Source organism: Bauldia litoralis (assembly GCF_900104485.1).
GTDB classification, from domain to species: Bacteria; Pseudomonadota; Alphaproteobacteria; order Rhizobiales; family Kaistiaceae; genus Bauldia; species Bauldia litoralis.
In genome coordinates this window covers 153,655-175,345 of the sequence record NZ_FMXQ01000008.1, presented here as the reverse complement: position 1 = coordinate 175,345, position 21,691 = coordinate 153,655, and the positions used below count along the sequence as shown (strand labels likewise).

Genomic DNA, 21,691 nt, shown 5'->3' with positions numbered 1-21,691 from the left:
ATTTCGCACGATTTGAAATAATTGGCTTCCAAAGACGAAAGAAAACTCCCGAACCCGCGCTCTGTCCCCGGCGTCCGGCCGCTGCTAGGATGCCGTTTTTATGATAGAAGCCGGAGTGAGCGATGCGCATTGCAGGTCCAGTTCTCCTCTTCATTTTGACGTTGCTCTGGGGCTCAGCCGCCTCCGCCGATCACATGAGCGGCACGTATCAGGGCACTGGCGACGTCGCTGGCGTGACGCTTGAATTGCGCCAGAACGGTAACTCCCTTCAGGGAACCATTTCCGGCTCCGATCAGGGCACGCTGACCGGTCAGACCGACGGCGGCAACAACGCGCAGGGCGAAATCCAGCTCGCCCAGCCCGGTATCGCTCCGATCAAGTTCCAGGGCGTCTGGTCGCAGAACGGCCTCGCCATGCGGCTCCAGTTCACGGACGGAACGCGCGACGTGTTCTTCCAGGCTGGCGGCAGTGGTCCGGCTCCCGGCCCGACGCCGCCCGGTCCTGGCCCGACACCGCCCGGCCCCGGCCCCACGCCGCCCGGCCCGCCGCCGCTGCCGCAGACCGATGTCGAGTACTTCGTCGCCGTCAACGGCCAACCGGTGGGCCCGCTGCCCCTTCAGGAGATGATCCAGCGCATTCAGCAAGGTAGTGTCGCCCGGACCGACCTGGTCTGGAAGACGGGCGCGCCGGGCTGGGCGCCGGCCGAGAGCTATCCCGAACTGGCAGCCGCCTTCGCCGGCGGCCCACCGCCCTTGCCCCCGGGCGGTGGCGGTGGCGGCACCGGCGGTGGTGGCACCGGCGGTGGCGGCAAGACACCGGGCGGCGGTGGCAGCGGCGGCGGATCGGGCGGCGGTGGCCTGACCCCGCCCTCCGGCTAGCTGCCGCATGGCTGGCGTGATGCCGGGTCCTCATCCCGCTTCGCGCCGGCCCATTATGTCTCGCTTATGACGGCCGCGGAGGCTTCCCGCTCTCCGCGGCCACCATTTCGTGAGTGGATTGTTATTCACAGGAGCCATGCGCTCCTTGCAGACTGGGGGCCTTAGTCCCTAGATTTCGACTGGCTCGAATCCCGGAACGCGCCGGCGCATTGTCGCGTCGCGCGGACGACATTTCAGGGGACCCTGGTTCATGCATGCGAAAGTCATCATCGTCGGCTCGGGGCCGGCCGGTTACACGGCTGCCATCTATGCAGCCCGCGCGATGCTGGAACCGATCCTGATCGCGGGCATCCAGCCAGGCGGCCAGCTCACCATCACCACCGATGTCGAGAACTATCCGGGCTTCGCCGAGCCGATCCAGGGGCCATGGCTGATGGAGCAGATGCGGGCCCAGGCCGAGCATGTCGGCACCCGCATGGTCACCGACCACATCAGTTCGGTCGACCTGTCGCAGCGCCCCTTCCGGCTGAACGGCGACGCCGGCGAGACCTACACCGCCGACGCCCTGATCATCGCCACCGGCGCCCAGGCCAAGTGGCTCAACCTGCCGAGCGAGGACCGCTTCAAGGGCTTCGGCGTCTCGGCCTGCGCCACCTGCGACGGCTTCTTCTACAAGGGTCGCGAGGTCGCGGTGATCGGCGGCGGCAATACCGCGGTCGAGGAGGCGCTGTTCCTCACCCATTTCGCCTCGAAGGTGACGGTCATCCATCGCCGCGATTCCTTCCGGGCCGAAAAGATCCTGCAGAACCGGCTGTTCGCCAATGACAAGATCGAGGTGCTCTGGGACACGGTGGTCGAGGATGTCCTCGGCGATTCCGGACCGCCGCTCTCGGTCAACGGCCTGCGGCTGCGCAATGCCAAGTCCGGCACCGAAAGCGAGTTGAAGGTCGACGGCGTCTTCGTCGCGATCGGCCATGCGCCGTCGGTCGACTTCCTCGGCGGCCAGTTGCGAACCAAGACCGGCGGCTATGTGCTGACCGAGCCGGGCTCGACCGCCACCGGCATTCCCGGCGTCTATGCCGCGGGTGACGTTACCGATGACTTCTATCGCCAGGCAGTGACCGCCGCCGGCCAGGGCTGCATGGCCGCCCTCGAAGCCGAGAAATTCCTGGCCATGTCGGAAGACGCAGCCGAAGCGGCTGAATAACGCGAAAGACCGGCCCTCGATGGACTGGGACAAACTCCGGATTTTCCACGCCGCCGCCCAGGCCGGCTCGTTCACGCATGCCGGCGAAACGCTGCACATGAGCCAGTCGGCGGTGAGCCGCCAGGTCAGCGCGCTGGAGCAGGACCTCGGCGTCTCGCTGTTTCATCGCCACGCCCGCGGCCTGATCCTGACCGAACAGGGCGAACACCTCTACCGGGCCGCCAACGAGGTCATGTCGAAGCTCGAGGCGGTCCGTGCCCGGCTCGCCGATTCGGCCGAGCAACCGACGGGGCGACTCCGCCTGACCACCACGGTCGGCCTCGGCTCGACCTGGCTGACCGATCGCATCCACGAGTTCATCGACCATTATCCCGACATCGAACTGCAATTGATCCTCGATGACGGCGAACTCGACCTCAACATGCGCGAGGCCGACATCGCCATTCGCCTGCGGCAGCCGACCCAGCCCGACCTCATCCAGCGGCGCCTGTTCACCGTGCACATGCACCTTTACGCCGCCCCGGAGTATCTTGAGCGTTTCGGCCATCCCAAGTCGCTGGAGGAACTGGACAAGCACCGCATCGTCACTTTCGGCGTACCGGTGCCCAATTACCTGCGCGACGTGAACTGGCTGGAACTCGCCGGCCGCGATCCCGGCAATCCGCGGACGCCGATCCTGCGGATCAACAACCTGCTGTCGATCAAGAGCGCGGCCGTTCGCGGCATCGGCATCGCAGTGCTTCCCGACTACATGGTGGAAGGCGAGTCGCGACTGAAGCGGCTTCTGCCGGAAGCAGAAGTTCCGAGCTTCGCGTCGTATTTCGTCTATCCGGCCGAGTTGAAGAACTCGGCACGAGTCCATGTCTTCAGGGATTTCCTTCTGTCGAAGGCGCAGAACTGGTCATATTGAGCAGTGCTTTGGAGTGCTGTTGCAATTTTACCGCGTGTCACACTTTCTTCACAGCACTGACGACAAGACGCTGCACAATTTTTTTGCAGGAGTACACTGAGTTGTCGGCGCAGTGATTCGTTCGTCACTTCCTCCCTACGCACGGATCGCAACGTCGTCAGTTCCTCTCTGGAAGGTTTGTCGCTCGCGTTGCTGATGTGGCAAAGAACTGCCGGGCCATAGCGGCCCGGCTTTTTCTTTGAAGATGCCCTCTCCCCCGACATAGTCCGGACGTTGCCTGGCGGCATTGATCGGACACGCGAAAAGCCCGCGGCGATGATCGCCACGGGCCGGGTTCAGGCGTTCCGGATGCCCTCGAACGAGGGCGCCGGCAGCGGCTACATGTAGATGTTCTGGTCTTCCATCCCGACGTAGAGATCGGCGACGTATTCGGCATAGCCGTTGAACAACCGTGTCGGAATCTGCTCGTTGGTCGTCAGGTCACGCTCGCTCGCCTGGCTCCAGCGCGGATGCGCCACTTCCGGATTGACGTTGGCCCAGAAGCCATATTCGCTGGCCGCCAGATCCTGCCAAAAGGTCACCGGCTGTTCGTCGGTGAAGGTGAAGCGGACGATCGACTTGATCGACTTGAAGCCGTATTTCCACGGCAGGTGCAGCCGCAGCGGCGCGCCCATCGACTTGGCGACCGGCTTGCCATAGGCGCCGGTGACCAGGAAGGCGAGGTCGTTGGTCGCCTCGGCCATGCTGACGCCTTCGACATACGGCCACGGATACCAGATCTGCTTCTGGCCGGTGGCGACATCCGGCATCATGAAGGTTTCCATCCGCAGATATGTCGCGTCGCCGAGCGGCTTGGCCATCTTCACCAGTTCGGCAAGCGGGAAGCCGGTCCACGGCACGGTCATCGACCACCGCTCGACGCAGCGATGCCGGTAGAGGCGTTCCTCCAGCGGCATCTTGCGGATCAGCGTGTCGAAATCGGTGGTGATCTCGTTCTCCACCATCCCGTCGATCTTCACTTCCCACGGCCGGATCGGCAGGGCCTCGGCGGCGCGGGCGATGTTCTTGTGGGTGCCGAATTCGTAGAAGTTGTTGTAGGTGGTGTTGATCGATTCCGGCGTGACCTCGCGCTCGATCGTATATTTCGAGTTGCGCGCCGCCGGGTAGAGATCGGCCGAAGGATCGGTCTGGGCGCTGGCGATGCCGGGAAGGGTTGCCGCGGCCAGTCCGAGACCGCTTGCCGCGAGGATCTGGCGGCGGTTGAGATAGACCGATTCCGGCGTGGCAAGCCGCTCCGGAATCTCCCAGCCCTTCTGTCGTTTCACGTACATCGCATGCTCCATTGGCGCATTCTGTCGTCTGACAGACCTATGCCCCTGCCTACACACGATCAAATCACGAAGGTGTGGGCTGTCCATCAACCGGCGCGCGGGCCCGTCGGTTCCGCCGTTCCTCGATCAGCGTCGAACCGCCCCGCGGACGCCACGATCCGGAGGATCTGCACGCCCTCGGGCATCGCGACCAGAAACTCGGGATCGCGGGCAAGGTGGTGGATGCGGCGCGGGTTCTTGCCGGCAAATCGCGCCATCGCCTCGATGGATTCCCAATAGGAGATGGTGACGAACTCGGTCTCCTCCGGGCCATCTTCCCGAAACAGTTCGACCGCCAGCGCGGTCTCCTCAAGCGGCTTGATACCCGCGTCGTAGAGGTACCGCGCATAGGCATCGGCATCTGCTGTGCGGGTGCGGCCCCGCCAGATCCGGGCGATAGCCGGTCTCATCCGAACGGCGTCCAGCCAAGCGCGGCGACCAGAACCCCGGCGCCCCCTTCCCCGGCGTACCCAATCGCTGCCAACCCGACGCTGACACTCGCGATCACGGTCATGAACCGGAAGAGCGCATTGCGGGCACCCCGGATCGCCGCATCGATTGCGGCATAGGGATCGTCCCGGCCGTTCCCGCCGCGAACCGCAGCCCCTTTGGTCGTGAGGGCGGTCTGAAGCTGGCTGGCGAGCATGTAGTGGGTCGTGTCCATGAGAACCTCCTCTGGAGTGGCGCGATTGAATCCGGTCAGGTCATATAACCGTCTATTTTATTATTGACGGTTATGTCAATAACCAGCTATACAGTTTTTGAAGGTGTCATATGTCGTCCTCAGCAGCCAGCGTCTCGCTCGTCGGGGGTGTTCCGGCGTTCGATTTTGCCAATACCGCCAGCGGTCGCGATTCACCGACTCCGTTCGAAAACCTTCATGCGCCATCGGACCTTGTCGCGTGGGCACGGCATGCGGGGATTGTCGACGAAGCGGGCGCGCGGCGTTGCCTTGCGGCCTTCGACGCCGATGCCGGCGTCGCGCAGCGCACCTTCCGCCACGCCCTGGCCCTCCGCGACGCGATCTATCGCATCGGCAGCGCCCTCGCCTTCGGCGAGAAGCCGGAGGGAGCTGACCTGCGAGTGCTTCGGGATCATGCCCAGCGAGCGATCGGATCGGGAGAGCTCGCGCCGGCGGCCGGCGGTGGCTATCGTTTCGACTTCAGCGAAGCGTCGCCGGAAGCTGCCCTCATCGGACCGCTCGCCCTCTCCGCCATCGACCTGCTTGCGACCGCCGATTTCTCCCGGATCAAGCAATGCCCCGGCCACGGCCCGGGCAACGACTGCCAATGGCTGTTTCTCGATCTCAGCAAGAACAACTCGCGCCGCTGGTGCGACATGGCGACATGCGGAAACCGCACGAAGGCCAAGCGGCACCGGGCGCGGCGCGAACACCACCATTGATCGAAGCGCGATTCTCCGTCCGGCCGAGGCGCGCCTACGCCGCCTGGGCGCTCGCCCGCTCGATCGCCTGGTCGGCCAGCTTGCCGCTGAGGTCCGCGAGGTGATCGAAATGCGCCTCGAAGGTGCCGACACCGGCTGTCGCCGACCTCAGTTCGATGATCAGGTCGCGGATCTCGGATTGCGGGATCATCGCCTCGACAACGTCCCAGCCCTGCCAGCCCGGACGCGCATCAAAGCCGAGGATCTGGCCGCGCCGTTGCGAGACGATGCCGTTGACTCGGGGCGTCGCCTCCGACGGCACGGCGATCTCAACCTTGAGGATCGGCTCGAGCAGCACCGGCTTGCACAGCGGCATGCCCTCGCGCATGCCGACCTGCGCCGCCGTGCGGAACGCCTGGTCGGAGGAATCGACGGAGTGATAGGACCCGTCGGTGAGGGTCACCGCGACATCGACCACGGGGAAGCCGAGCGGGCCCCGGTCGAGATATTCGACGATGCCGGCCTCGATCGCCGAGAAATAGTTGCGCGGGACCGAACCGCCGCTGATCTTCTCGTCGAAGGCAAAGCCGGCGCCGCGCGGCCGCGGCGCGATCTCGAGCACCACATCGCCGAACTGTCCGTGACCGCCCGACTGTTTCTTGTGCCGGCCGCGCACTGTGGTCGAAGCGCGGATGGTTTCCTTGTAGGGGATGCGCGGATCGTGGGTGTCGACCGAGATGCCGTATTTGCCGGTCAGCCGTTCCAGCGCCACCCTCAGGTGCATCTCCCCCTGCCCTTCCAGCACCGTCTCGCCAGTATCCTGGACATGGGTGACCCGTAGCGATGGATCTTCCTCGACGGCCTTGGTCAGCGCCGAGGACAGCTTGACGTCGTCCCGTCGCTCGGCCGAGGAGACCGCGGTGCCGAGCACCGGCTCCGGTGGCGTCAGCGTCACCACCTGAGGCGGCGCCTCCTTCGCAGTCGACAACGTCGTGCCGGTCTGCGCATCGTCGAGCTTGCCGAGACCGACCGTCTCGCCAGCGACCGCGGCGTTGCGTTTGGTTGCCTGCTGACCGGCAATCCTGAAGACACCGGAAACCCGCCCGACCGGCCCGTCCGGACCGGTGAATTCGGCGCCGTCGCCGACCGTGCCGCTGAGCACCCGGACGATCGACAACTTGCCGCCATGGGTGGTATGCAGCGTCTTGAGCACCTGCACCGCGCCATCGTCGCTGGCGGCTACGCCCAGCCGGGCACGGGTATCGTCAATGGCGAGCGCTTCATGGCGGATCGCCTTGAGCAACCGGCCGATGCCGTTGGCACCCTCCGCCGACCCGATCAGCACCGGGCAGATCACGCCCTCCCGCGTCTCCTTCGCCAGGTCCTGGAAGATCTGGTCCTGGTCGGGCTGGATGTCCTCGAGCAGTTGCTCCATCAACCCGTCGTCATAGTCGGCGAGCGTCTCCAGCATGGTGTAGCGAGCCTCCGCCTCCCGGGCGCGGTCGGCGTCGGTCATGTCGATCAGTTCGCTCGCCGCGTGTTCGCGGTAGACGAAGGCGCGTTCCAGGGCGAGGTCGATGAATCCGGTGACGACATCGTTCTGCCGGATCGGGATGTGTCGCAGGACCAGGGGCACGCTGCTCGCCGATTGCAGCATCTCAAGCGTCTGGCGAACGCTGACCTCGGTCTTGTCGATCTTGTTGAGAAAGAGGATGCGGGGAATGCCCCTGTCCTCCAACCCCTTGAGGATGACCTGAAGCGCCGGGATCTTCTTGTCGTCGGCTTCCGCCACCACCACCGCGAGGTCGACCCCGGCGAGGATCGGCGCGGCCTCGAAACCGAACTCGATCGACCCGGGACAATCGATGAAAGTGAACTGGTCGCCCATGAAATCCGTCTCGGCGATATTCGCCTCGACGCTCATCTGGTGCGCCCGCGCCTCGGGCGAAGCGTCGCCGACCGTGTTTTTCTCGGCGATCGTGCCCTGTCGGTTGATTGCGTCGGTTCTGGCAAGGATGGCTTCAAGCAACGTCGTCTTGCCGCTGGCGAACGGGCCGACCAAGGCAATGCACCGGGGGCCCTCTACTCTCGCACTGTTGCCGTCAGACATCTCGAACCCCCCCATTTACAACGGTTTCGGGCACCCTTTCATAATTCGCACCATAATTTGCGGGAACGCGAGGTGCCGCTTATGATCTTACAATGACAGATCGACGGCTCAACACCAAAGCTGCGTGCGAACTGCTCGGCGGCATCCATCGCAACACCCTCGGCAACCGTGTTCGGTCGGGCGCGATCAAAGCCTATCGCGACGGCGGCAGGGTCTACTACCTCGAATCCGAACTGCTGCGATACATCAAGCCCCCGGTCCTCGCCATCGACGCAGGGCGCAGGGTCACGCCCGGCTGGGAGCACATCTCGGTCGCGGATTTCGACGCGGCTACCGCCGAACTAAAAGAGCCATACGACGACTAGCGCACGCAAGGAGCAGACTGATGCCCACCCCCGACGAAACCACCATCAGGGAAGTCCTCAAAAAAATTGCCGATGAACACGCCAAATATGCTCTGGAGTTCGTAGCGCCGAATAAGCTCTGGTTGTTTATGCAAGACATCATCGCCGAGATCGAGAAATACCCGTCAGAGGAAGGTGCGGTAATCATTGAGATGATCAAAGCGAAGTTCGAGGAAGATTACCCGAACTTCACCCCGCATAATTTCGATGACGACGAACTAGCGGCCCCAGCGCAGGAAGCTGAATAGCCCGCCCTTGGCCTTGCCACTGGCTTGGCGGCGCAGTTCCTCGATCTGATCGGCAATGGGGGAGACGATGTAGCCTGACACCCCTACGGCTCGGGGCTTCTCGGCCTGCTCGGCAAGGCGGCGCTTTCGATCAGCGATGCGTTGCAGCGCGCGCTCGAGGATCAGGTTGCGATGGTGTTCAAGGGCGCTGACGCCCTCTGGCAATGTGGATGGCCCCATTAGTTCAGTTCCTTCATCTTCTCTATCAGTCTTGCCTTGTGCGCTTTCCGGTAAGCCTCAATCGAACTGATCTGATCGACCTCAGTTAGCTTCTCGGTTGCCTTGGCGTCGTGCTGGACCCGATCTTCCTCTGGCGTGACGGGCTTGGCCCCGGTAGTGGCGTGCAGATCGATGACGCGGTTGACCTCCTCGAAGTCGTCAACCTCGGGCGCGGCGTACACAGGGCCTAGCCGCACCATGACGCTGCTTGGCTTCGTCGGGTCCATCGGCTTGGCGTAAAAGAAAGAACCTGACGGCACAGCGCAAAGGGTCACGCGGACGAAGGGGCCGTCTCGAGGATTGGGATCGAAGCTAACGAGGTCCTCGGCCCCGTCGAAGATCGACAGGACGGTGCGCGCTACGTTGATGTTCGAGGTCTTGCGCAGCGTGCGCTTCAACGTCGCGATCTGGCTGATCATATTCGTGATGCGGCCGCTCATCCGTTGATCAGCCTACCGCCACCCGTGGCAACGGTCTGAACCATATCGCGCAGTTCCGAGATTTGCGCCTGGAGCAGGGCCATGTCTGAGACCTCGGCTTTCTGCTTGAGCATCGACATCAAAGATTCACCGGCCTCAACTGAGCAATCGCCATCTGCCACGGCGGCGATGACGGCATTCATGGCGTCGCCGATGGACGCATGCCTGATCTCGAGGGCGATATGGATGAACCGCTCGGGTGCGCCGGATGCCCAATGGATGATGCTTTCGCAGGCTCGAACTTGCGCTGCGGTAGCATCCGGGTCGTCCATGATGTCGGAAAGGGTGTCGATTGCTTTCTGGTGGTGGGTGCTGGCTTGCTCGATGGTCTCAAGCATGTTGGACCGACGCAGGGCCATCGTCTCCTTGAGCCGCGGATCGCTCGCATGCCCGTGGACTGGCGTGGTGTGATAGCGGCTGTACTTGGCCCGGATTTGCGCCTCGTTCAACACCTCCTTGCCCTTGAAATAGTAGGCCGGATTGTCGGGATGCTGCGTCCAGCCCTCGGGCGGGAAGGGTGCGCTAGCCACTAGCTCGTTGCCGGTTGGGATGGCCTCGGGCATCTGCTTGCTCCTGTATAGATGGTGTTCGATCCATGTATTGCCCATCGCAATACATGAAAATCATCACATCTTCAAGAAAATCATTTGACATTACTTGGAGGGTGTGAAGTAATGCAAGTGCCGACACAGCTAAAGCCAGACGAAATGCAGCATTCATCCAATCAAGCTGCAGCAAATACTCAGCCCCCTGCGGCTGGGTGCTCGGACGCTCGTCGTGCTTTGTGTCGGCAAGCCAATGCATCCGCGTCCGAGCTTCAATCCCCCTCCAGCGCCCGTGTGGTGCAGGTGGGGGCTTCGCCCCGTCAACTGAGCCCTTGTTGGTGATCTGACGAGTCTTGAGCGAACTAGCGGATGTGCGCCTTTTCTCCTGTTGGGGTTGCACGTCCGCTGAGCTCAAACCAACGAGGAAATGAGATGACAAAGCGAGACCCGAAGACCATCCGCAAAGGCATGCACATGCATGGTGCCGAACGCCCGGCCAGCATGGGTGCAGACGGCGGCATCATCGCCAAGGAATTTGGCAACGCGCACAAGATGCAGCGTGAGCTCGCCGAGCAGGCCGAGGCCCTCGAACTGCGGGCGCTGATGGGCGAAAAGCCGATCCAGATGAGCCCCGAGTTCAGCGGCAGGACGCACTAGCCGTGACAACCATCGTCCGCGGCATCGCGTCAACCCCGGCAATCGACCATGCCCGACATTCGGTGCGGGCCGGGGCTTTTGACGTGACGCGGGCAGTGCCGTTGCTGTGGCGGCATGGAATGTCAGCCACGTGTGGAACCATCATCCATCTCGGCTATCGCGGCGATGAGCTGCACATTTCGGCCCTTGTGGACGACGACGCCAAGGCAGAGCAGACACAGGGCTTCTCGGTAGCTTTCGGCGTTGTCGCCTACGAGATTCGCAACAAAGGCCGCTCGGATTATTACGCCGAGGTGTCGCAGGCGCGGCTTGATGAGGTGTCGCTTTGCCTCCACCCGGTCAACCCCGCATGTCGCATCCTTAGCCGGGAAAAGATCGGCCCCGCACCAACAACCGAATTTCTCAAGATCGGCAAGGATGCCGTCGAGAAAGCACGCGAGATCATCCGCGTGATGATTGAAACTCAACGAACCGAGAAAGTTCAGACATGAACCAAGATGAAAGCGGTCTCGCCCGCATCCGATACGCAGTCTCGACGCTCGGGGAAGGCCGCGCCCGCCTGCAAGAGTTTGCCAAGATCAACCTCGATCAGCTGGATCGCTTTGCGAAGGGCAAGGCTGACGTTGACGCCAAGACCCTCGGCAAGATCGTCAGCTTCGTCTTCAACGATCTGCTGACCTATGACGCGATGACCGACACCCTTATCGGCGCGGCTTCAGTCGGTGAACCCAAGTCGCTCGCCAGCGTCATGGCCCCGGACCTCCCCCGTGGCAATGTCGTCTACAGCAATGACGCGTTGCCGACCCTCGGCGCTGATCCGATGGACGATGCGGTGCGCCTCAAGCGGCATATGTCGGACGGCAAGACCGGAGCAGGGTGGGGCCGATGACAATCAAGCCGCGCCTGCTGTCAGACCTGGAGAATCATTTCGGCAAGCCCGCGCAACCGCTCGGACTGAATTCACCCTCGTTGGAGGAAGCAGCCGCAGCCCGCGAAGGCCGCCCGTACAGGTCGGAGCAAGAACGCAATGCACAGCCGGGTCCGCTGACACCGCAGCAGCTTGCCGAGCCATACGTGCCTCAGATCGATCGAGACGTACTCGATAAGGATTTCGATGATGAATGACTACCGCCCCCAACATCAGCCGCCGAATATGCCCACCTGCGCCGCACCGGATAACGTCGGTGGCGTGCCGTCATGCGGGGCTGACAAATGGTGGGACCTCGAAGTTTTCCTGCCAATCGAACTAATCCGCGAGCACACGAAAACCGACGACGTGCCGCAGGTCTCGGACGAGCAACTAAATCTGTATCGCAAGGCCGCCGTCGAGGCCGCCGAGCAGTATACGGGCATGGTGTTGGCAGGTCAGCGCACCATCACTGAGCCGGTTGAGGCGTTGCCACGGAGGAGCAAGTTCGGGTTCATGAAGCCGAGCTATCGGTTCCAGATGGCGCACCCCTCGGTGGACGGCATCGTCTACCTCTACGGCGGGTCGCTGCCTCCGCAACAGCTTCGCATTAAGCCCGGTGCGCAGGTCGTCTCGATTGCGGTTGACCGCTACGTCATCGATCTGAGGCAGTGCTGCGATCCGTGCGGGCAAGGTGCCGCGCAAGGAGTCAATCCGGGCCTGATGATCATGTACAAGTCGGGCTTCGCAGCATGCGAAGATATTCCGGCCGGCATCATCCTCGGATGCCTCAAGTTCATCGCGTTCTCTGTGATGCATGCGGGCGACGAAATCCTCACGGTGCGCAATCGCGCATCCAGCGCGGGCACAGCTCTCGAAGGGACGAACAACGTCGGATGGGCGTCGGGGGGCATCGAGTTGTGGCGTCAGTATGGACCGGAGGCCGCCTGACCAGGGGACGTGGCAAGGTCAGCTCCGAGCCATCCCGAGACCTTCGGCTTGACTTGTCGCACCGGCACTTCCGGCCCAAAGCCGCCATTGGACCGCTAGGCTGGGAATGACAGCTCCCGACCCGTCGCGGACACTTGCCCGGGCCGGTCGCCTGAGGCGCTGCGACGGTGGAGCGATTACGCTTTCTTCGAACGATTCCATATCCACCACGCTGCAGACCCTCCCCCCGCGACGAGGATCAGGACGGCCCCCAGTAGCCAATGCCTTTCGGCTTTGTTCGCTGGTTCTCGCAACGGGATGGCCGCGACTTCGGCGTCATCGATCGCCGCAAGTTGCTGACGCCCACCGCAGTCGATCTCAATGTAGTTCGCCAGGCTCTTGGTCGCCTCGGCGAGTTCGGGCGGCAAGCTGCGTTGATCGGCCGGGAGTTGGCCCAGGATTGTCATCGTCTGCACGTCGAGCTCTTCGGGAAGTTGATGGTTGCCCGTGCAGCCCTCGGGTGCGTTGACGAGACGAAATGGTTCGACCTCGTCGAAGCCGAAGCCGACGAAATACGCGGCATCAAAAATTTCGAGGTAAGGCGGTTGCTGGATGACGAATGGTTCTGCGACCGGCAGAGTGTAGAACAGGGTCAACTGCTCGCCGTCGAGTTCAAGCCAATAGTTCTCGGCATCCCCGAAGCCTGCTGCCCGGTCACCGACCCTCAGGTATGTGAAATAGCCAAATTCGGCCAACGATTCGACGTTGACCCTGGAAAGCGACGCTAGTTCGTTTTCGCTGAACGTACCGTCTCCATCGGTGTCGAGCCCTTCTATCGCATATTGGCTAAACGCTGGATCGAAACGCCAGATGTTCCGTACGGCCGCCAAACGGCCGGCGTCATCGAAGACGACCTCTACCTTCGCATCCACGAAAACATGCGGGTGCGCGACAGTCTCTTCCGGCAGAATTGCCGGTCCAGCGGCCGCGCTTAGGACAAGCAGGAGGCGCGCATGGACAAACCCGGCTCCCGTCCTGGAGGAGATCGACAGCATCACAGCAAGAGCTCTCGAAATCCAAATACGATGAGCAACGATCCCGCGAGTGCGTCAAGCGTGCGCGATACGACCGAGATTGATGTGCCAAACTTCTTCATCGCCGCAGTGAGAGCGCTGCGGCCGGCCACTGCAAGCAGGGCAACGACGCCAAGCGTAAGTCCAACTCCGATCATCATCGCAAGCGCGAAGGCGAGGCCCGCTTCCGGCACACCACGAGATAAGGCCAGAACCATGACGAACAATGTCAGCGGGCAGGGAATGAGCCCGGCGATCACGCCAACCGCGACGCCTTCGCGTTCACCATGCGTGTGGCCAGAGGAGCCGCGAACCGCCCTCACGACGAACCAAATCCCTATGAGAACCAGCAGGCCACGGCTTATATCTTCGACTGTCGGCGCCCGTCCTGCGCCGACGAGCGTACGGGTGAGGAGCTCCGCCGCAAATAGGGCAATGACCACGGCCATTCCTACATGCGTCGCTGCAAGGACGCTGGAAACCGCGAGGCCGCGCAGGTAGGCCAGCGGTGACCCTACAAGGTAGGAAGCGAGAAGTGTCTTGCTGTGGCCGGGTGTCAGGGCATGAATCGCTCCGAACCCGATCCCGAGCGGCATGACGCTCAGTAGCGCAGACCAGTCCTCATTTGACGCGAAGGCGGACAGGTAGCCGTTGATGGTTCCGTAGATCCATTCCTGGGCGGCGACCAGCCATGCCATCATCGCGTCGGCACCGGCCAGTGTGCGTGAAGCTCGTCGATGACAAAGGCATGTGCGTGTTGCCGCCCGCTGTCGGTTCCCGTCAGGTGGGGATGATCCGGCGGCAGGTCGGGGTGGATATGCCCAACGACATCCGGGTCGGCGGCCGGCCACAGGCGTGCGGCTAGGACCGAACCGGCCGCGGCCAAAATTGCGAGCACAACCAGCGTTGCCGGCATGCCCGCGGTGCTGCCTAACCAGCCCGCGAGAGGATAGGTGATGAGCCAGCAGGCATGGGACAGGGCGAATTGGGCGGCATAGACCGCCGGACGATCCTGGGCGTGGGTGGAGCGACGTAGCAGACGGCCAACCGGCACTTGCGCCGCAGAATAGGCCATGCCCAGCGGTAGCCAGGTCGCGAGGAGCAGCGCCCACAGCGTCAAGGCAGTGCTGACACTAACGATGGCGGCAAAGCCAAAAAGGATGAACGCCATTGCGCCGGCGGCCATGACCATGACGGATCGGTCGCGAAAGCGGTCTAGCAGGCGCGGCATCGCCAATGCCGAGATCATCGAACCTGCACCAAAGGCCGCCAGGGCGACCGCCACGTCAGCGTTGGCCAGGTCGAGCATGCCCTTGGCGATAACAACTGTATTGACGATGACCATCGCGCCTGCCGCAGCTACCGAAAGATTGATCGCGAGCAGACCACGCAGGCGTGGGGTCGCGAGGTAGATGCGCAAGCCCCTCGCGACGCGGGCGGTGAACCGCTCCTCTGTCTTCTGTCGGGCTGCGGCGGGTAGCGACACCGAGACGATCAGCGCCGCCGAGATCAGAAACCCGATGACTGTGCCACCAAAGAGCCAGTGGAAGCCGATCAGTGCGACCAACATTGCGGCCAGTACAGGGCTCAGCAGATTCTCCAGGTCGTAGGCGAGCCGGGAAAGGGATAGCGCGTTCGTGTAATCGCGTTCATCAGGCAGGATGTCCGGGATTGTCGCCTGAAAAGTCGGCGTGAAGGCGGCCGACGCTGACTGCAGGACCGCGATCAGTACGTAGACCTGCCAGATCTGGTCGACGAAGGGCAATGCCAGCGCCACCGTGGCCCGGATGACGTCAAGTCCGACCAGCAGTGCACGACGCGGCAGGCGCATCGCGAAGGCCCCTGCGACAGGTGCCAAGCCCACGTAAGCAATCATCTTGATCGCTAGGGCCGTGCCGAGCACCGCCCCGGCGTCCTCACCGGCGAGTTCGAACGCAAGTAGCGCCAACGCCACCGTCATGAGGCCGGTCCCGACCAAAGCGATCACTTGGGCGGCGAAGAGGTGTCGATAAGTCGGGTTGGCGAGGACTGACAACATGGCGTGGCTTCAAAGGAGCTTGGCCAGGGCCCGCAGTTCGGAGAGGTCATCCTCGCCCCCATCCCCAAGGCAGTTGTCGATGTGATCGTGGATCAGCGTCCGCTTCGCCGCCGTGATCGCGCGCTCTACGGCCTGCATCTGGATCGCGATCTCGGCGCAGGGCCGGCCGTCAACAATCATCTCGATCACGTGCCTGAGATGGCCATCGGCCCGTTTCAGGCGTTTGATGAGGCCGGGGTGGGTTGCGTGAAGATGCTGGTCTGTCATATGAATCATTTATCCCCCTGGGGGGGATATAACATGAGTTTGCCAAAGCCTCGCAAGGGTTGAAGCAACGGATTGAATGGGGTGGGACCAACTTTGCGAAGAGCGATCGCCATACTCGGGCTATTGGTGATGATGTTCGCGCCGGTTTTCATTGCGCTGACGCATACGCCGACGATCGCTCAGGAAACCGCGTCAACTCATGAACAAGCCCATGAAGAGGGTTATTCGCCAGGGTCGACAGGGCATGCCCATGATGCCAGCGATCACGAGCATCAAATCCACGCGATCTTGCATACCCAGTCAGCGGCCGCCGCGGACCCATGTTCGGTCCGCTTTCATCCGGTCGCAATTGCGCGCGTCGATCGCGGGCCGGGCGGCGTCAAGCGTCCGCCGAGGATAGCGTCAGCCTGATTTCTCCTCTTTCGGCTGACCGCTTCCCAAGGAAACGTACATGATCCAAAGCGAACGCATTGGCGTTGCGCGCCCCCACGTCCATCCCGCTGCGGCGTCGCTCGCGCTCGCGGCCGTCCTAGTCCTCTGGTCGGATTTCGCCCTCGCCCATGCGGTCACGCTTGGCGACCAGGGCTACATCCAGGAAATAACTGGGATGCACATCATCCCGTTCATCTATCTCGGCGCCAAGCATATGGTGACCGGCTATGATCACATACTTTTCCTGTTCGGTGTGATCTTCTTTCTTTACGGAATGAAGCACATCGCTGGCTACGTAAGTCTGTTCGCCATTGGTCACTCCACGACGATGCTTCTCGGCGTTTACTTCAACATAGGCATCGACAGCTACATCATCGACGCGATCATCGGGTTCTCGGTGGTCTACAAGGCGCTAGACAATCTCGGCGCCTTTCCGTTGTGGTTCGGCGTCCAACCGAACACTAAAGCAGCCACGCTGATTTTCGGCTTCCTCCACGGATTCGGCCTGTCGTCGAAGATCATCGACTACAACATTTCCCCCGACGGCCTCGTGCCCAATCTTCTCGCTTTCAATGTCGGCGTCGAGATTGGGCAACTCCTGGCGCTCACCGCGATCCTGCTGGTGATGACGCGTTGGCGCGCCACTCCTTCCTTCGCGCGGCATGCCTATGCCGCAAACGTCCTCATGATGACGGCGGGCTTCGCCCTGATCGGCTTCCAGCTCGCCGGCTACATCGTCGCCTGATCCTAGGGAAAAGTTCCAATGCAAGAAAGATTCGACCGTCAGAATCCCCCAGTCCCGCCGCGTCGCTCAGGCCCGCGCAATCCTTCAAGGCCGGGGCGATCCGGACATATCGAGGGCGTTGAGGCGACCTCGGGCGGCCTGATCCGCGCTACGCTCGGCTCCGCGGCAGTCGCGGGCGTCATCTTGACCGTCTTCTGGCTTCCCGCGGAATACGGGATCGACGCGACCGGCCTTGGCCGAGTACTCGGGCTGACCCAGATGGGTGAAATCAAGCAACAACTCTACGCAGAAGCCGCGGCGGAAGATGCTGCGCTGGCGGCTTCTCCGATCCCGGCTCCCGCGCCGGTTTCGGGCGATCCTGCCCAGGCCGATCGGTTGGCGGCGCTTGAAGCACAACTTGCGGCTATTGCCGCGAGAACCAGTGCTGCACCGGTGTCGCCTGAAGATATGCCGGCCGCACCGCAAGTGGAAACGGTAGCGCCCGCGGCCGAAATCGCCGCTGCACCAGCGCAATCCGACGCGCCCGTGTCAGCGTGGCGCGACGAAGTCAGCTATACGCTCGCGCCAGGAGAGGGAATCGAGATTAAGCTGGTGATGGAGGAAGGTGCGGTGGCCGAGTTCGAATGGACGGCGAATGGCGCAGTCTTGAACTTCGACACCCACGGTGACGGTGGCGGCAACAACATCAGCTATGAAAAAGGTCGGGGGGTACCGGATCAGGTGGGAACGCTGACGGCGGCGTTCACCGGGAATCACGGATGGTTCTGGCGAAACCGCACCGAAGCGCCGGCGACAATGACGCTTCGCGCGCGGGGTGACTACTCGGAGATGCGTGTGCCGTAACATCATGCGTGCCAGCCCGCACAAAGGCTCACGGGAAACGGTGACCCCGCAAGGCCGTGATGCCGACCTTCAGCCATCGCGAGACAGGCGCCGTCCCGTAATCATGCTGAGCAGCCGGTAGACCGCAGCGGCGAGGATGGATGTCCCCGGACCACTCAGGTGTTGGACGACGATCCAAAGTCGAACCGAAACCGAATGCGACCTTGTTGACGAACGCGAAGAAGAGGTGTGGTAATCGATTGCCTCAGGACGACCGTTTGGCGCATCACTGCGGTTCGTTCATATCGCGGCGAATGACCACTTCCCGCCCAAATTACCCGCTTAAGGCTCACGGGCGACGGCTGCCAGCCTCACCCAAACTCGCTTGCTGCGGGGCATCGCTGACGGGCGGCAGGGTATCAAGTAAGGGTCATATGCCCGACAAGGCGATTTGCCCGGGCACCGCCCGTAAAGACGTGAATTTAGGGGGGTGGGGGAAATTGCCTGCCCGTGAGGGCGCATATGCCGGAAAATCGCCCGAACGTTACCGAAGGCAGCGCGGAGGCATGCGAAGGATCGTTGAGGTGCCGCCATCCTCGGGTGTTGCCCGCCGCATCCGTGGCATAGCTGGTCTGAAATGCTTCATCCGCTTCCCGTCCTCGGAAACGATGGTCAAGTTGACCTCGAAAACCAGACGTGCGTTGAGGTAATCCACGAGCCAATGCTTCGACGAAAAGACCCCGCGTTCGGTGACGGCGATGACCTTGATGTCTTGGATCATCACGACTTCGATGCCTGCCCGCCAAGCATCGGCCGCTTCGGACCCGTGAGCCAGCATATGGCGCATGTGTAGGTAGTTCAGCCAAGTCTCGGCCTGCGCCTCGGGAGGGGTCCGCTTCGGTTCCCACGTGTCGAAGTCGCGGTTCGGCACGATCAAGACTTGCGCGGTCATTTCAGCCGTTCCCAAATCGGTTTCGGGCCAAAGAATAGACGGTGCAACTTATCGTCGCGGGCCTCGCCCTTCGCGCTTGGCGGGGATCGTCGCGTGATGGTTGCTTCGAGGATGATCTGATACGCGGCCATCTCGGTAGCCCCGGCCTGCTTCAAGGTGCCCGCCAGCGTCGTCACGGCGAAGTTGTAGTTGCGATTGCCGGGTTCGACGGTGCGGCAGAGCAACGGCTGAAACCGCTTGTCGAGACGACACGCTGCATAATACGCCTCCAAGCCCTCCAGGGTGCCCGGAGGCGATGGTGCCACGGGTGGTGCCGCTGTAATGCCCTCGGCGTCGAGCAAAGCTGCCAGCGGTTCGCTGATGTCGGCAAGCGGCAGATTGCGAAGCGTGTTTTCAACGCTGGTGATTGTCAGGAAACCCATCTGCGCGATGATGTCGATGCAGCCTCTGACCGGCCGGGTTGCGCCGATACGCGACCGAAGCTCGTCAGAGGCCCACCCCATGACGTGGCAACCTTGGCCTGACGGCGACGTCTGCGTGAATGACATATCGAAGCGACGGAGCCAATCGCGCGCCCACACCCACCGCGCGTCGTCGCGAGGTAGCGCCTTGAAATCGAAATCGATGGTGGTCAGGTTCGAGGCGCGGCCCTCATCGTTGACGGCCCCATGAAACAAACCCAACCCCTTGACATTGGCTGCTGGATCGAACCCCGGCGTCGTCCGCCCCCGTGCCATCGACAACGTAACGATCCGCTCGCGGCAGGTCTCATAAGGGAACCACAAGCTTTGATCTGAGGACTTCAGAAAGGTACCGTTCAACGGATTGATCGGCGGCTTGCCGACCTTCATGGTCTTGGTGCCGTCAGGGTTCCGAACCTGTCGCCCGTATGGCCGCCAGTTCGCCCAAATCTTCAGCGTCGTCAGCGGTTCCAGCTGAGGCGGCAAGATGAACGGCAGGTCAAGTGTCATAGTTTTCTTGCCCGATCAAGTAATATTTTGGCTGTTGACGTATTGGATTAAATGTATTATAATTAAAACGTGATGTCAATGAGAATTGCGCAAGAAAGGCAGTCAATGACCAAAAATAAGCAATACATCAACACCGCGCCGATGCCATTGAACTTGGTTCAGGTAATCGAATACTTGCGATCCGCGGCGGTGAAGGCGCATGCGCCAACCCTCGCCCATGAGACCGGCGTCGATATTCAGGCAATCTATATGTTTCGGCGGGGTGCAACTACTTGGCCGAAGCCTGAGATGCTTGATGCGCTGATCGAATATTTCCTGCCGAATGCGCAGATCGTTGTGCCGGCGCGTGAGGGTTGACGCAGTCGCAGAGACGGCATAGGTGTCGGCAGTAACGGTTCGACGTTCCCCGCATATACGTCAAAAGAAAACCCCCACCGATGCTGATCGATGGGGGCTTCGCATTGGCGCGGGGGGTGAACCGCTTTCCCCCTATCGGTTACTTGCCCGCGCTTGTCAAGCAACAATTTGGCGTGGGTGAACTATAATGACAGACGAACCAAGTAAATCCTCTGCCGAGCAGACCTATGAGATGCTCTACGGTAAGCCTAAGGCATCAGTAAACCAGGCTACCGGCGACGAGATGCGAGATATGGTGCTTAATCGACAAGCACCGTTGACAAACGCTCGCGAATTTTTACTCCGCGAAAGATTACCTCCTATAAAATTTTGGCGCGGCGCATTTTATATTTGGGTTGGTTCTCATTATCGGCAGCTTGAGGATCAGGCTGTTGACAACGGCATCTGGATGTTTCTCGATAAGATGAAGGTGCTCAACGACAAGGGTGCCGTTGTTGAATTTAATCCACAACCACAAGATGTTCGTAAGACCTTCGAGGCGCTTAAGCCGATCACAATGGTTTCGACACTGGTTGAAGCACCAAGTTGGTTGGCAAACGGCATCGATAAAAAGCCAGCGGATTGTATCGCGTTTACGAACGGGATCTACCATTGGCCGTCAAAGACGCTGTTGAAGCAAGACCCTGATTTTTTCAACACGGCCGCGATTGGTGTGGCCTATGACAACGCGTTACCACCGCCAACTGAATGGTTGGGGTTCTTGAATACCCTTTGGCCAGACGATCCAGATTCGATTAGGTGCCTTCGTCAGATCATTGGCTACTTGATGACATATGACACCTCGTTTCAAAAGATCTTTGCATTCATCGGTGTCAAACGAGGTGGTAAAGGCACCATCCTTCGCGTCATTCAGGAAATCATGGGCCGCGAAAACTACTCGTCGTCTACAGCCTCAGATTTCGGCAGCGATTTCGGATTGCAAAGCGCCATCGATAAGCTAGCCGTCTTTTTTCCCGATATGATTATGAAGGGTTTGCGCGGCGATGCGCAGGCGAAGCTAGCGGGCAACTTCAAGGCGATCTCGGGCGAAGATTCAGTAAACGCGAAGCGCAAATACCTATCGGATTATGTCGGCAAGCTGTCAGCTCGGATCGTGTTAGCCGCTAACGAGGCGATTAGCGTCTCGGACGCGTCAGGCGCGTTGTCGTCACGCCTGATCTTACTGAAGTTCACCCATTCATTTTATGGCAATGAAGATCGAACCCTCTTTTCCCAAAAGCTTCGGCCTGAGCTTGCGAGCATAGCCATGTGGGCATTGGCTGGTTTAGATGATCTCAATGAGCAGCACCATTTCACGCAATCGCAAAGCGGCACCGATGAGATCAATGACATCGAACGTCTTGGCTCGCCGGTTGCAGCCTTCGTTGCAGACCGTTGTACAGTTGCCACGGGGGCATGGTGCCTCAAGGATCAGCTTTATGTTGAATGGGGCGTGTGGTGCTCACGAAACAATGCGAAAACAATAACATTGGATCAATTTGCCCGAGACTTGTTTTCAAATCTTGGTGCTAAGGTTTCAAAAGGCCGTCCAACAATTGAGGGTAAACGGGTCCATACCTTCACAGGTATTGCCATAAATCCTGAATAGTTGGGTCGACCTGTCAGGGGTGCTGCCAGCCATGAAACGGCCGATTTCTGCCGTTTCGTCAGCCCGTCAGGGGTCCCGCGTAATTGTTGTTTCCTACGTA

General features: G+C 61.3%; 29 protein-coding genes. 16 read left to right on the top strand and 13 right to left on the bottom strand.

Annotated features, from left to right (window positions below; genetic code table 11):
• The first annotated feature begins 122 nt into the window (after positions 1 to 122).
• From BLT60_RS18785 to BLT60_RS18775, 3 genes are all read left to right on the top strand, one after another.
• Complete coding sequence (locus BLT60_RS18785; protein ID WP_090878812.1) at positions 123 to 878, top strand: DUF4339 domain-containing protein; 756 nt, start codon at positions 123 to 125, stop codon at positions 876 to 878.
• 250 nt (positions 879 to 1,128) lie between these two features.
• Positions 1,129 to 2,085, top strand: coding sequence for a thioredoxin-disulfide reductase (gene trxB, locus BLT60_RS18780; protein ID WP_090878810.1), 957 nt, complete (start codon positions 1,129 to 1,131; stop codon positions 2,083 to 2,085).
• 19 nt (positions 2,086 to 2,104) lie between these two features.
• Positions 2,105 to 2,995 (top strand): LysR family transcriptional regulator, encoded by an 891-nt coding sequence (locus BLT60_RS18775; RefSeq protein WP_090878809.1) that lies wholly within the window; start codon positions 2,105 to 2,107, stop codon positions 2,993 to 2,995.
• A gap of 377 nt (positions 2,996 to 3,372) precedes the next feature.
• On the opposite strand, the gene msrP is transcribed toward BLT60_RS18775, so the two are convergent.
• From msrP to BLT60_RS18760, 3 genes are all read right to left on the bottom strand, one after another.
• A complete protein-coding gene (gene msrP, locus BLT60_RS18770; RefSeq protein ID WP_090878968.1) occupies positions 3,373 to 4,326 on the bottom strand; it encodes a protein-methionine-sulfoxide reductase catalytic subunit MsrP in 954 nt (317 codons plus the stop codon).
• Between the two features lie 86 nt (positions 4,327 to 4,412).
• Positions 4,413 to 4,775, bottom strand: a complete 363-nt coding sequence (locus BLT60_RS18765; RefSeq protein ID WP_090878807.1) for a hypothetical protein — start codon at positions 4,773 to 4,775, stop codon at positions 4,413 to 4,415.
• Positions 4,772 to 5,029, bottom strand: coding sequence for a hypothetical protein (locus tag BLT60_RS18760; RefSeq protein WP_090878805.1), 258 nt, complete (start codon positions 5,027 to 5,029; stop codon positions 4,772 to 4,774). The genes BLT60_RS18765 and BLT60_RS18760 overlap by 4 nt, the downstream gene beginning before the upstream one ends.
• A 110-nt stretch (positions 5,030 to 5,139) precedes the next feature.
• Between BLT60_RS18760 and BLT60_RS18755 the strand changes: the two genes are divergently transcribed.
• The gene (locus BLT60_RS18755; RefSeq protein WP_090878803.1) at positions 5,140 to 5,769 is read left to right on the top strand and encodes a CGNR zinc finger domain-containing protein; all 630 of its coding nucleotides are present in this window, start codon (positions 5,140 to 5,142) and stop codon (positions 5,767 to 5,769) included.
• A gap of 34 nt (positions 5,770 to 5,803) precedes the next feature.
• On the opposite strand, the gene BLT60_RS18750 is transcribed toward BLT60_RS18755, so the two are convergent.
• Positions 5,804 to 7,858 carry an elongation factor G gene (locus tag BLT60_RS18750; protein WP_090878967.1) on the bottom strand — a complete coding sequence of 685 codons (2,055 nt, stop codon included), beginning with the start codon at positions 7,856 to 7,858 and terminating at the stop codon, positions 5,804 to 5,806.
• A 92-nt stretch (positions 7,859 to 7,950) separates the two neighbouring features.
• On the opposite strand from BLT60_RS18750, the gene BLT60_RS18745 reads away from it, so the two are divergent.
• Together BLT60_RS18745 and BLT60_RS18740 are read left to right on the top strand one after the other, a co-directional pair.
• Positions 7,951 to 8,223 carry a helix-turn-helix domain-containing protein gene (locus tag BLT60_RS18745; protein WP_090878800.1) on the top strand — a complete coding sequence of 91 codons (273 nt, stop codon included), beginning with the start codon at positions 7,951 to 7,953 and terminating at the stop codon, positions 8,221 to 8,223.
• Positions 8,224 to 8,243: 20 nt separating this feature from the next.
• Positions 8,244 to 8,510, top strand: a complete 267-nt coding sequence (locus BLT60_RS18740) for a hypothetical protein (RefSeq protein WP_090878798.1) — start codon at positions 8,244 to 8,246, stop codon at positions 8,508 to 8,510.
• On the opposite strand, the gene BLT60_RS24145 is transcribed toward BLT60_RS18740, so the two are convergent.
• Genes BLT60_RS24145 through BLT60_RS18730 form a run of 3 tightly spaced genes read right to left on the bottom strand, consistent with a single transcriptional unit; the run spans position 8,481 to position 9,810 of the window.
• Positions 8,481 to 8,729 (bottom strand): hypothetical protein, encoded by a 249-nt coding sequence (locus tag BLT60_RS24145; RefSeq protein ID WP_139167894.1) that lies wholly within the window; start codon positions 8,727 to 8,729, stop codon positions 8,481 to 8,483. The genes BLT60_RS18740 and BLT60_RS24145 overlap by 30 nt on opposite strands.
• Positions 8,729 to 9,208, bottom strand: coding sequence for a hypothetical protein (locus tag BLT60_RS18735; protein WP_090878795.1), 480 nt, complete (start codon positions 9,206 to 9,208; stop codon positions 8,729 to 8,731). The genes BLT60_RS24145 and BLT60_RS18735 overlap by 1 nt, the downstream gene beginning before the upstream one ends.
• The gene (locus BLT60_RS18730) at positions 9,205 to 9,810 is read right to left on the bottom strand and encodes a hypothetical protein (protein ID WP_139167893.1); all 606 of its coding nucleotides are present in this window, start codon (positions 9,808 to 9,810) and stop codon (positions 9,205 to 9,207) included. Before BLT60_RS18730 ends, BLT60_RS18735 begins: the two co-directional genes overlap by 4 nt.
• Positions 9,811 to 10,224: 414 nt before the next feature.
• On the opposite strand from BLT60_RS18730, the gene BLT60_RS18725 reads away from it, so the two are divergent.
• From BLT60_RS18725 to BLT60_RS18710, 5 genes are read left to right on the top strand one after another with little or no spacing between them, the layout of a single operon-like run.
• Complete coding sequence (locus tag BLT60_RS18725) at positions 10,225 to 10,449, top strand: hypothetical protein (protein WP_090878791.1); 225 nt, start codon at positions 10,225 to 10,227, stop codon at positions 10,447 to 10,449.
• A gap of 2 nt (positions 10,450 to 10,451) precedes the next feature.
• Positions 10,452 to 10,940 (top strand): hypothetical protein, encoded by a 489-nt coding sequence (locus BLT60_RS18720; RefSeq protein WP_090878789.1) that lies wholly within the window; start codon positions 10,452 to 10,454, stop codon positions 10,938 to 10,940.
• Positions 10,937 to 11,338: a hypothetical protein gene (locus BLT60_RS18715; RefSeq protein WP_090878787.1), complete on the top strand. Its 402-nt coding sequence runs from the start codon at positions 10,937 to 10,939 to the stop codon at positions 11,336 to 11,338. The genes BLT60_RS18720 and BLT60_RS18715 overlap by 4 nt, the downstream gene beginning before the upstream one ends.
• Positions 11,335 to 11,574: a hypothetical protein gene (locus tag BLT60_RS24140; RefSeq protein ID WP_139167892.1), complete on the top strand. Its 240-nt coding sequence runs from the start codon at positions 11,335 to 11,337 to the stop codon at positions 11,572 to 11,574. The genes BLT60_RS18715 and BLT60_RS24140 overlap by 4 nt, the downstream gene beginning before the upstream one ends.
• Positions 11,567 to 12,307 carry a hypothetical protein gene (locus BLT60_RS18710; RefSeq protein ID WP_139167891.1) on the top strand — a complete coding sequence of 247 codons (741 nt, stop codon included), beginning with the start codon at positions 11,567 to 11,569 and terminating at the stop codon, positions 12,305 to 12,307. The genes BLT60_RS24140 and BLT60_RS18710 overlap by 8 nt, the downstream gene beginning before the upstream one ends.
• 176 nt (positions 12,308 to 12,483) lie before the next feature.
• Here BLT60_RS18710 and BLT60_RS18705 read toward each other — a convergent pair whose 3' ends face one another.
• The 4 genes from BLT60_RS18705 to BLT60_RS18690 are packed head-to-tail and all read right to left on the bottom strand — an operon-like array spanning position 12,484 to position 15,673.
• Entirely contained in the window at positions 12,484 to 13,341 is an 858-nt protein-coding gene (locus BLT60_RS18705) for a DUF1007 family protein (protein ID WP_090878784.1), read from the bottom strand.
• The gene (locus tag BLT60_RS18700; RefSeq protein WP_244521333.1) at positions 13,341 to 14,057 is read right to left on the bottom strand and encodes a HoxN/HupN/NixA family nickel/cobalt transporter; all 717 of its coding nucleotides are present in this window, start codon (positions 14,055 to 14,057) and stop codon (positions 13,341 to 13,343) included. Before BLT60_RS18700 ends, BLT60_RS18705 begins: the two co-directional genes overlap by 1 nt.
• Entirely contained in the window at positions 14,057 to 15,397 is a 1,341-nt protein-coding gene (locus tag BLT60_RS18695; protein WP_090878780.1) for an MFS transporter, read from the bottom strand. Before BLT60_RS18695 ends, BLT60_RS18700 begins: the two co-directional genes overlap by 1 nt.
• 9 nt (positions 15,398 to 15,406) lie before the next feature.
• Complete coding sequence (locus BLT60_RS18690; protein ID WP_425285034.1) at positions 15,407 to 15,673, bottom strand: metal-sensing transcriptional repressor; 267 nt, start codon at positions 15,671 to 15,673, stop codon at positions 15,407 to 15,409.
• Between the two features lie 120 nt (positions 15,674 to 15,793).
• Here BLT60_RS18690 and BLT60_RS24135 point away from each other — a divergent pair, with 120 nt between their 5' ends.
• Genes BLT60_RS24135 through BLT60_RS18680 form a run of 3 tightly spaced genes read left to right on the top strand, consistent with a single transcriptional unit; the run spans position 15,794 to position 17,684 of the window.
• Positions 15,794 to 16,075, top strand: coding sequence for a hypothetical protein (locus BLT60_RS24135; protein ID WP_139167890.1), 282 nt, complete (start codon positions 15,794 to 15,796; stop codon positions 16,073 to 16,075).
• A 40-nt stretch (positions 16,076 to 16,115) separates the two neighbouring features.
• Entirely contained in the window at positions 16,116 to 16,841 is a 726-nt protein-coding gene (locus BLT60_RS18685; RefSeq protein ID WP_090878778.1) for a HupE/UreJ family protein, read from the top strand.
• Positions 16,842 to 16,859: 18 nt separating this feature from the next.
• The gene (locus BLT60_RS18680) at positions 16,860 to 17,684 is read left to right on the top strand and encodes a hypothetical protein (protein ID WP_244521332.1); all 825 of its coding nucleotides are present in this window, start codon (positions 16,860 to 16,862) and stop codon (positions 17,682 to 17,684) included.
• Between the two features lie 523 nt (positions 17,685 to 18,207).
• Here BLT60_RS18680 and BLT60_RS18675 read toward each other — a convergent pair.
• Both BLT60_RS18675 and BLT60_RS18670 read right to left on the bottom strand, forming a co-directional pair.
• Positions 18,208 to 18,615 (bottom strand): hypothetical protein, encoded by a 408-nt coding sequence (locus tag BLT60_RS18675; protein WP_090878776.1) that lies wholly within the window; start codon positions 18,613 to 18,615, stop codon positions 18,208 to 18,210.
• The gene (locus tag BLT60_RS18670; protein WP_090878774.1) at positions 18,612 to 19,586 is read right to left on the bottom strand and encodes a hypothetical protein; all 975 of its coding nucleotides are present in this window, start codon (positions 19,584 to 19,586) and stop codon (positions 18,612 to 18,614) included. Before BLT60_RS18670 ends, BLT60_RS18675 begins: the two co-directional genes overlap by 4 nt.
• A gap of 105 nt (positions 19,587 to 19,691) precedes the next feature.
• Here BLT60_RS18670 and BLT60_RS18665 point away from each other — a divergent pair, with 105 nt between their 5' ends.
• Together BLT60_RS18665 and BLT60_RS18660 are read left to right on the top strand one after the other, a co-directional pair.
• The gene (locus tag BLT60_RS18665; RefSeq protein WP_090878772.1) at positions 19,692 to 19,943 is read left to right on the top strand and encodes a hypothetical protein; all 252 of its coding nucleotides are present in this window, start codon (positions 19,692 to 19,694) and stop codon (positions 19,941 to 19,943) included.
• Positions 19,944 to 20,130: 187 nt separating this feature from the next.
• Positions 20,131 to 21,591, top strand: coding sequence for a DNA primase family protein (locus tag BLT60_RS18660; protein WP_090878770.1), 1,461 nt, complete (start codon positions 20,131 to 20,133; stop codon positions 21,589 to 21,591).
• The last annotated feature ends 100 nt before the right edge of the window (positions 21,592 to 21,691 follow it).

Bases quoted from the DNA above. Each gene is read 5' to 3' on its own strand.
- BLT60_RS18785 (WP_090878812.1), top strand. From the start codon at position 123: ATGCGCATTGCAGGTCCAGTTCTCCTCTTCATTTTGACGTTGCTCTGG.
- trxB (WP_090878810.1), top strand. From the start codon at position 1,129: ATGCATGCGAAAGTCATCATCGTCGGCTCGGGGCCGGCCGGTTACACG.
- BLT60_RS18775 (WP_090878809.1), top strand. From the start codon at position 2,105: ATGGACTGGGACAAACTCCGGATTTTCCACGCCGCCGCCCAGGCCGGC.
- msrP (WP_090878968.1), bottom strand. From the start codon at position 4,326: ATGTACGTGAAACGACAGAAGGGCTGGGAGATTCCGGAGCGGCTTGCC.
- BLT60_RS18765 (WP_090878807.1), bottom strand. From the start codon at position 4,775: ATGAGACCGGCTATCGCCCGGATCTGGCGGGGCCGCACCCGCACAGCA.
- BLT60_RS18760 (WP_090878805.1), bottom strand. From the start codon at position 5,029: ATGGACACGACCCACTACATGCTCGCCAGCCAGCTTCAGACCGCCCTC.
- BLT60_RS18755 (WP_090878803.1), top strand. From the start codon at position 5,140: ATGTCGTCCTCAGCAGCCAGCGTCTCGCTCGTCGGGGGTGTTCCGGCG.
- BLT60_RS18750 (WP_090878967.1), bottom strand. From the start codon at position 7,858: ATGTCTGACGGCAACAGTGCGAGAGTAGAGGGCCCCCGGTGCATTGCC.
- BLT60_RS18745 (WP_090878800.1), top strand. From the start codon at position 7,951: ATGACAGATCGACGGCTCAACACCAAAGCTGCGTGCGAACTGCTCGGC.
- BLT60_RS18740 (WP_090878798.1), top strand. From the start codon at position 8,244: ATGCCCACCCCCGACGAAACCACCATCAGGGAAGTCCTCAAAAAAATT.
- BLT60_RS24145 (WP_139167894.1), bottom strand. From the start codon at position 8,729: ATGGGGCCATCCACATTGCCAGAGGGCGTCAGCGCCCTTGAACACCAT.
- BLT60_RS18735 (WP_090878795.1), bottom strand. From the start codon at position 9,208: ATGAGCGGCCGCATCACGAATATGATCAGCCAGATCGCGACGTTGAAG.
- BLT60_RS18730 (WP_139167893.1), bottom strand. From the start codon at position 9,810: ATGCCCGAGGCCATCCCAACCGGCAACGAGCTAGTGGCTAGCGCACCC.
- BLT60_RS18725 (WP_090878791.1), top strand. From the start codon at position 10,225: ATGACAAAGCGAGACCCGAAGACCATCCGCAAAGGCATGCACATGCAT.
- BLT60_RS18715 (WP_090878787.1), top strand. From the start codon at position 10,937: ATGAACCAAGATGAAAGCGGTCTCGCCCGCATCCGATACGCAGTCTCG.
- BLT60_RS24140 (WP_139167892.1), top strand. From the start codon at position 11,335: ATGACAATCAAGCCGCGCCTGCTGTCAGACCTGGAGAATCATTTCGGC.
- BLT60_RS18710 (WP_139167891.1), top strand. From the start codon at position 11,567: ATGAATGACTACCGCCCCCAACATCAGCCGCCGAATATGCCCACCTGC.
- BLT60_RS18705 (WP_090878784.1), bottom strand. From the start codon at position 13,341: ATGCTGTCGATCTCCTCCAGGACGGGAGCCGGGTTTGTCCATGCGCGC.
- BLT60_RS18700 (WP_244521333.1), bottom strand. From the start codon at position 14,057: ATGGCATGGCTGGTCGCCGCCCAGGAATGGATCTACGGAACCATCAAC.
- BLT60_RS18695 (WP_090878780.1), bottom strand. From the start codon at position 15,397: ATGTTGTCAGTCCTCGCCAACCCGACTTATCGACACCTCTTCGCCGCC.
- BLT60_RS18690 (WP_425285034.1), bottom strand. From the start codon at position 15,673: ATGATTCATATGACAGACCAGCATCTTCACGCAACCCACCCCGGCCTC.
- BLT60_RS24135 (WP_139167890.1), top strand. From the start codon at position 15,794: ATGATGTTCGCGCCGGTTTTCATTGCGCTGACGCATACGCCGACGATC.
- BLT60_RS18685 (WP_090878778.1), top strand. From the start codon at position 16,116: ATGATCCAAAGCGAACGCATTGGCGTTGCGCGCCCCCACGTCCATCCC.
- BLT60_RS18680 (WP_244521332.1), top strand. From the start codon at position 16,860: ATGCAAGAAAGATTCGACCGTCAGAATCCCCCAGTCCCGCCGCGTCGC.
- BLT60_RS18675 (WP_090878776.1), bottom strand. From the start codon at position 18,615: ATGACCGCGCAAGTCTTGATCGTGCCGAACCGCGACTTCGACACGTGG.
- BLT60_RS18670 (WP_090878774.1), bottom strand. From the start codon at position 19,586: ATGACACTTGACCTGCCGTTCATCTTGCCGCCTCAGCTGGAACCGCTG.
- BLT60_RS18665 (WP_090878772.1), top strand. From the start codon at position 19,692: ATGACCAAAAATAAGCAATACATCAACACCGCGCCGATGCCATTGAAC.
- BLT60_RS18660 (WP_090878770.1), top strand. From the start codon at position 20,131: ATGACAGACGAACCAAGTAAATCCTCTGCCGAGCAGACCTATGAGATG.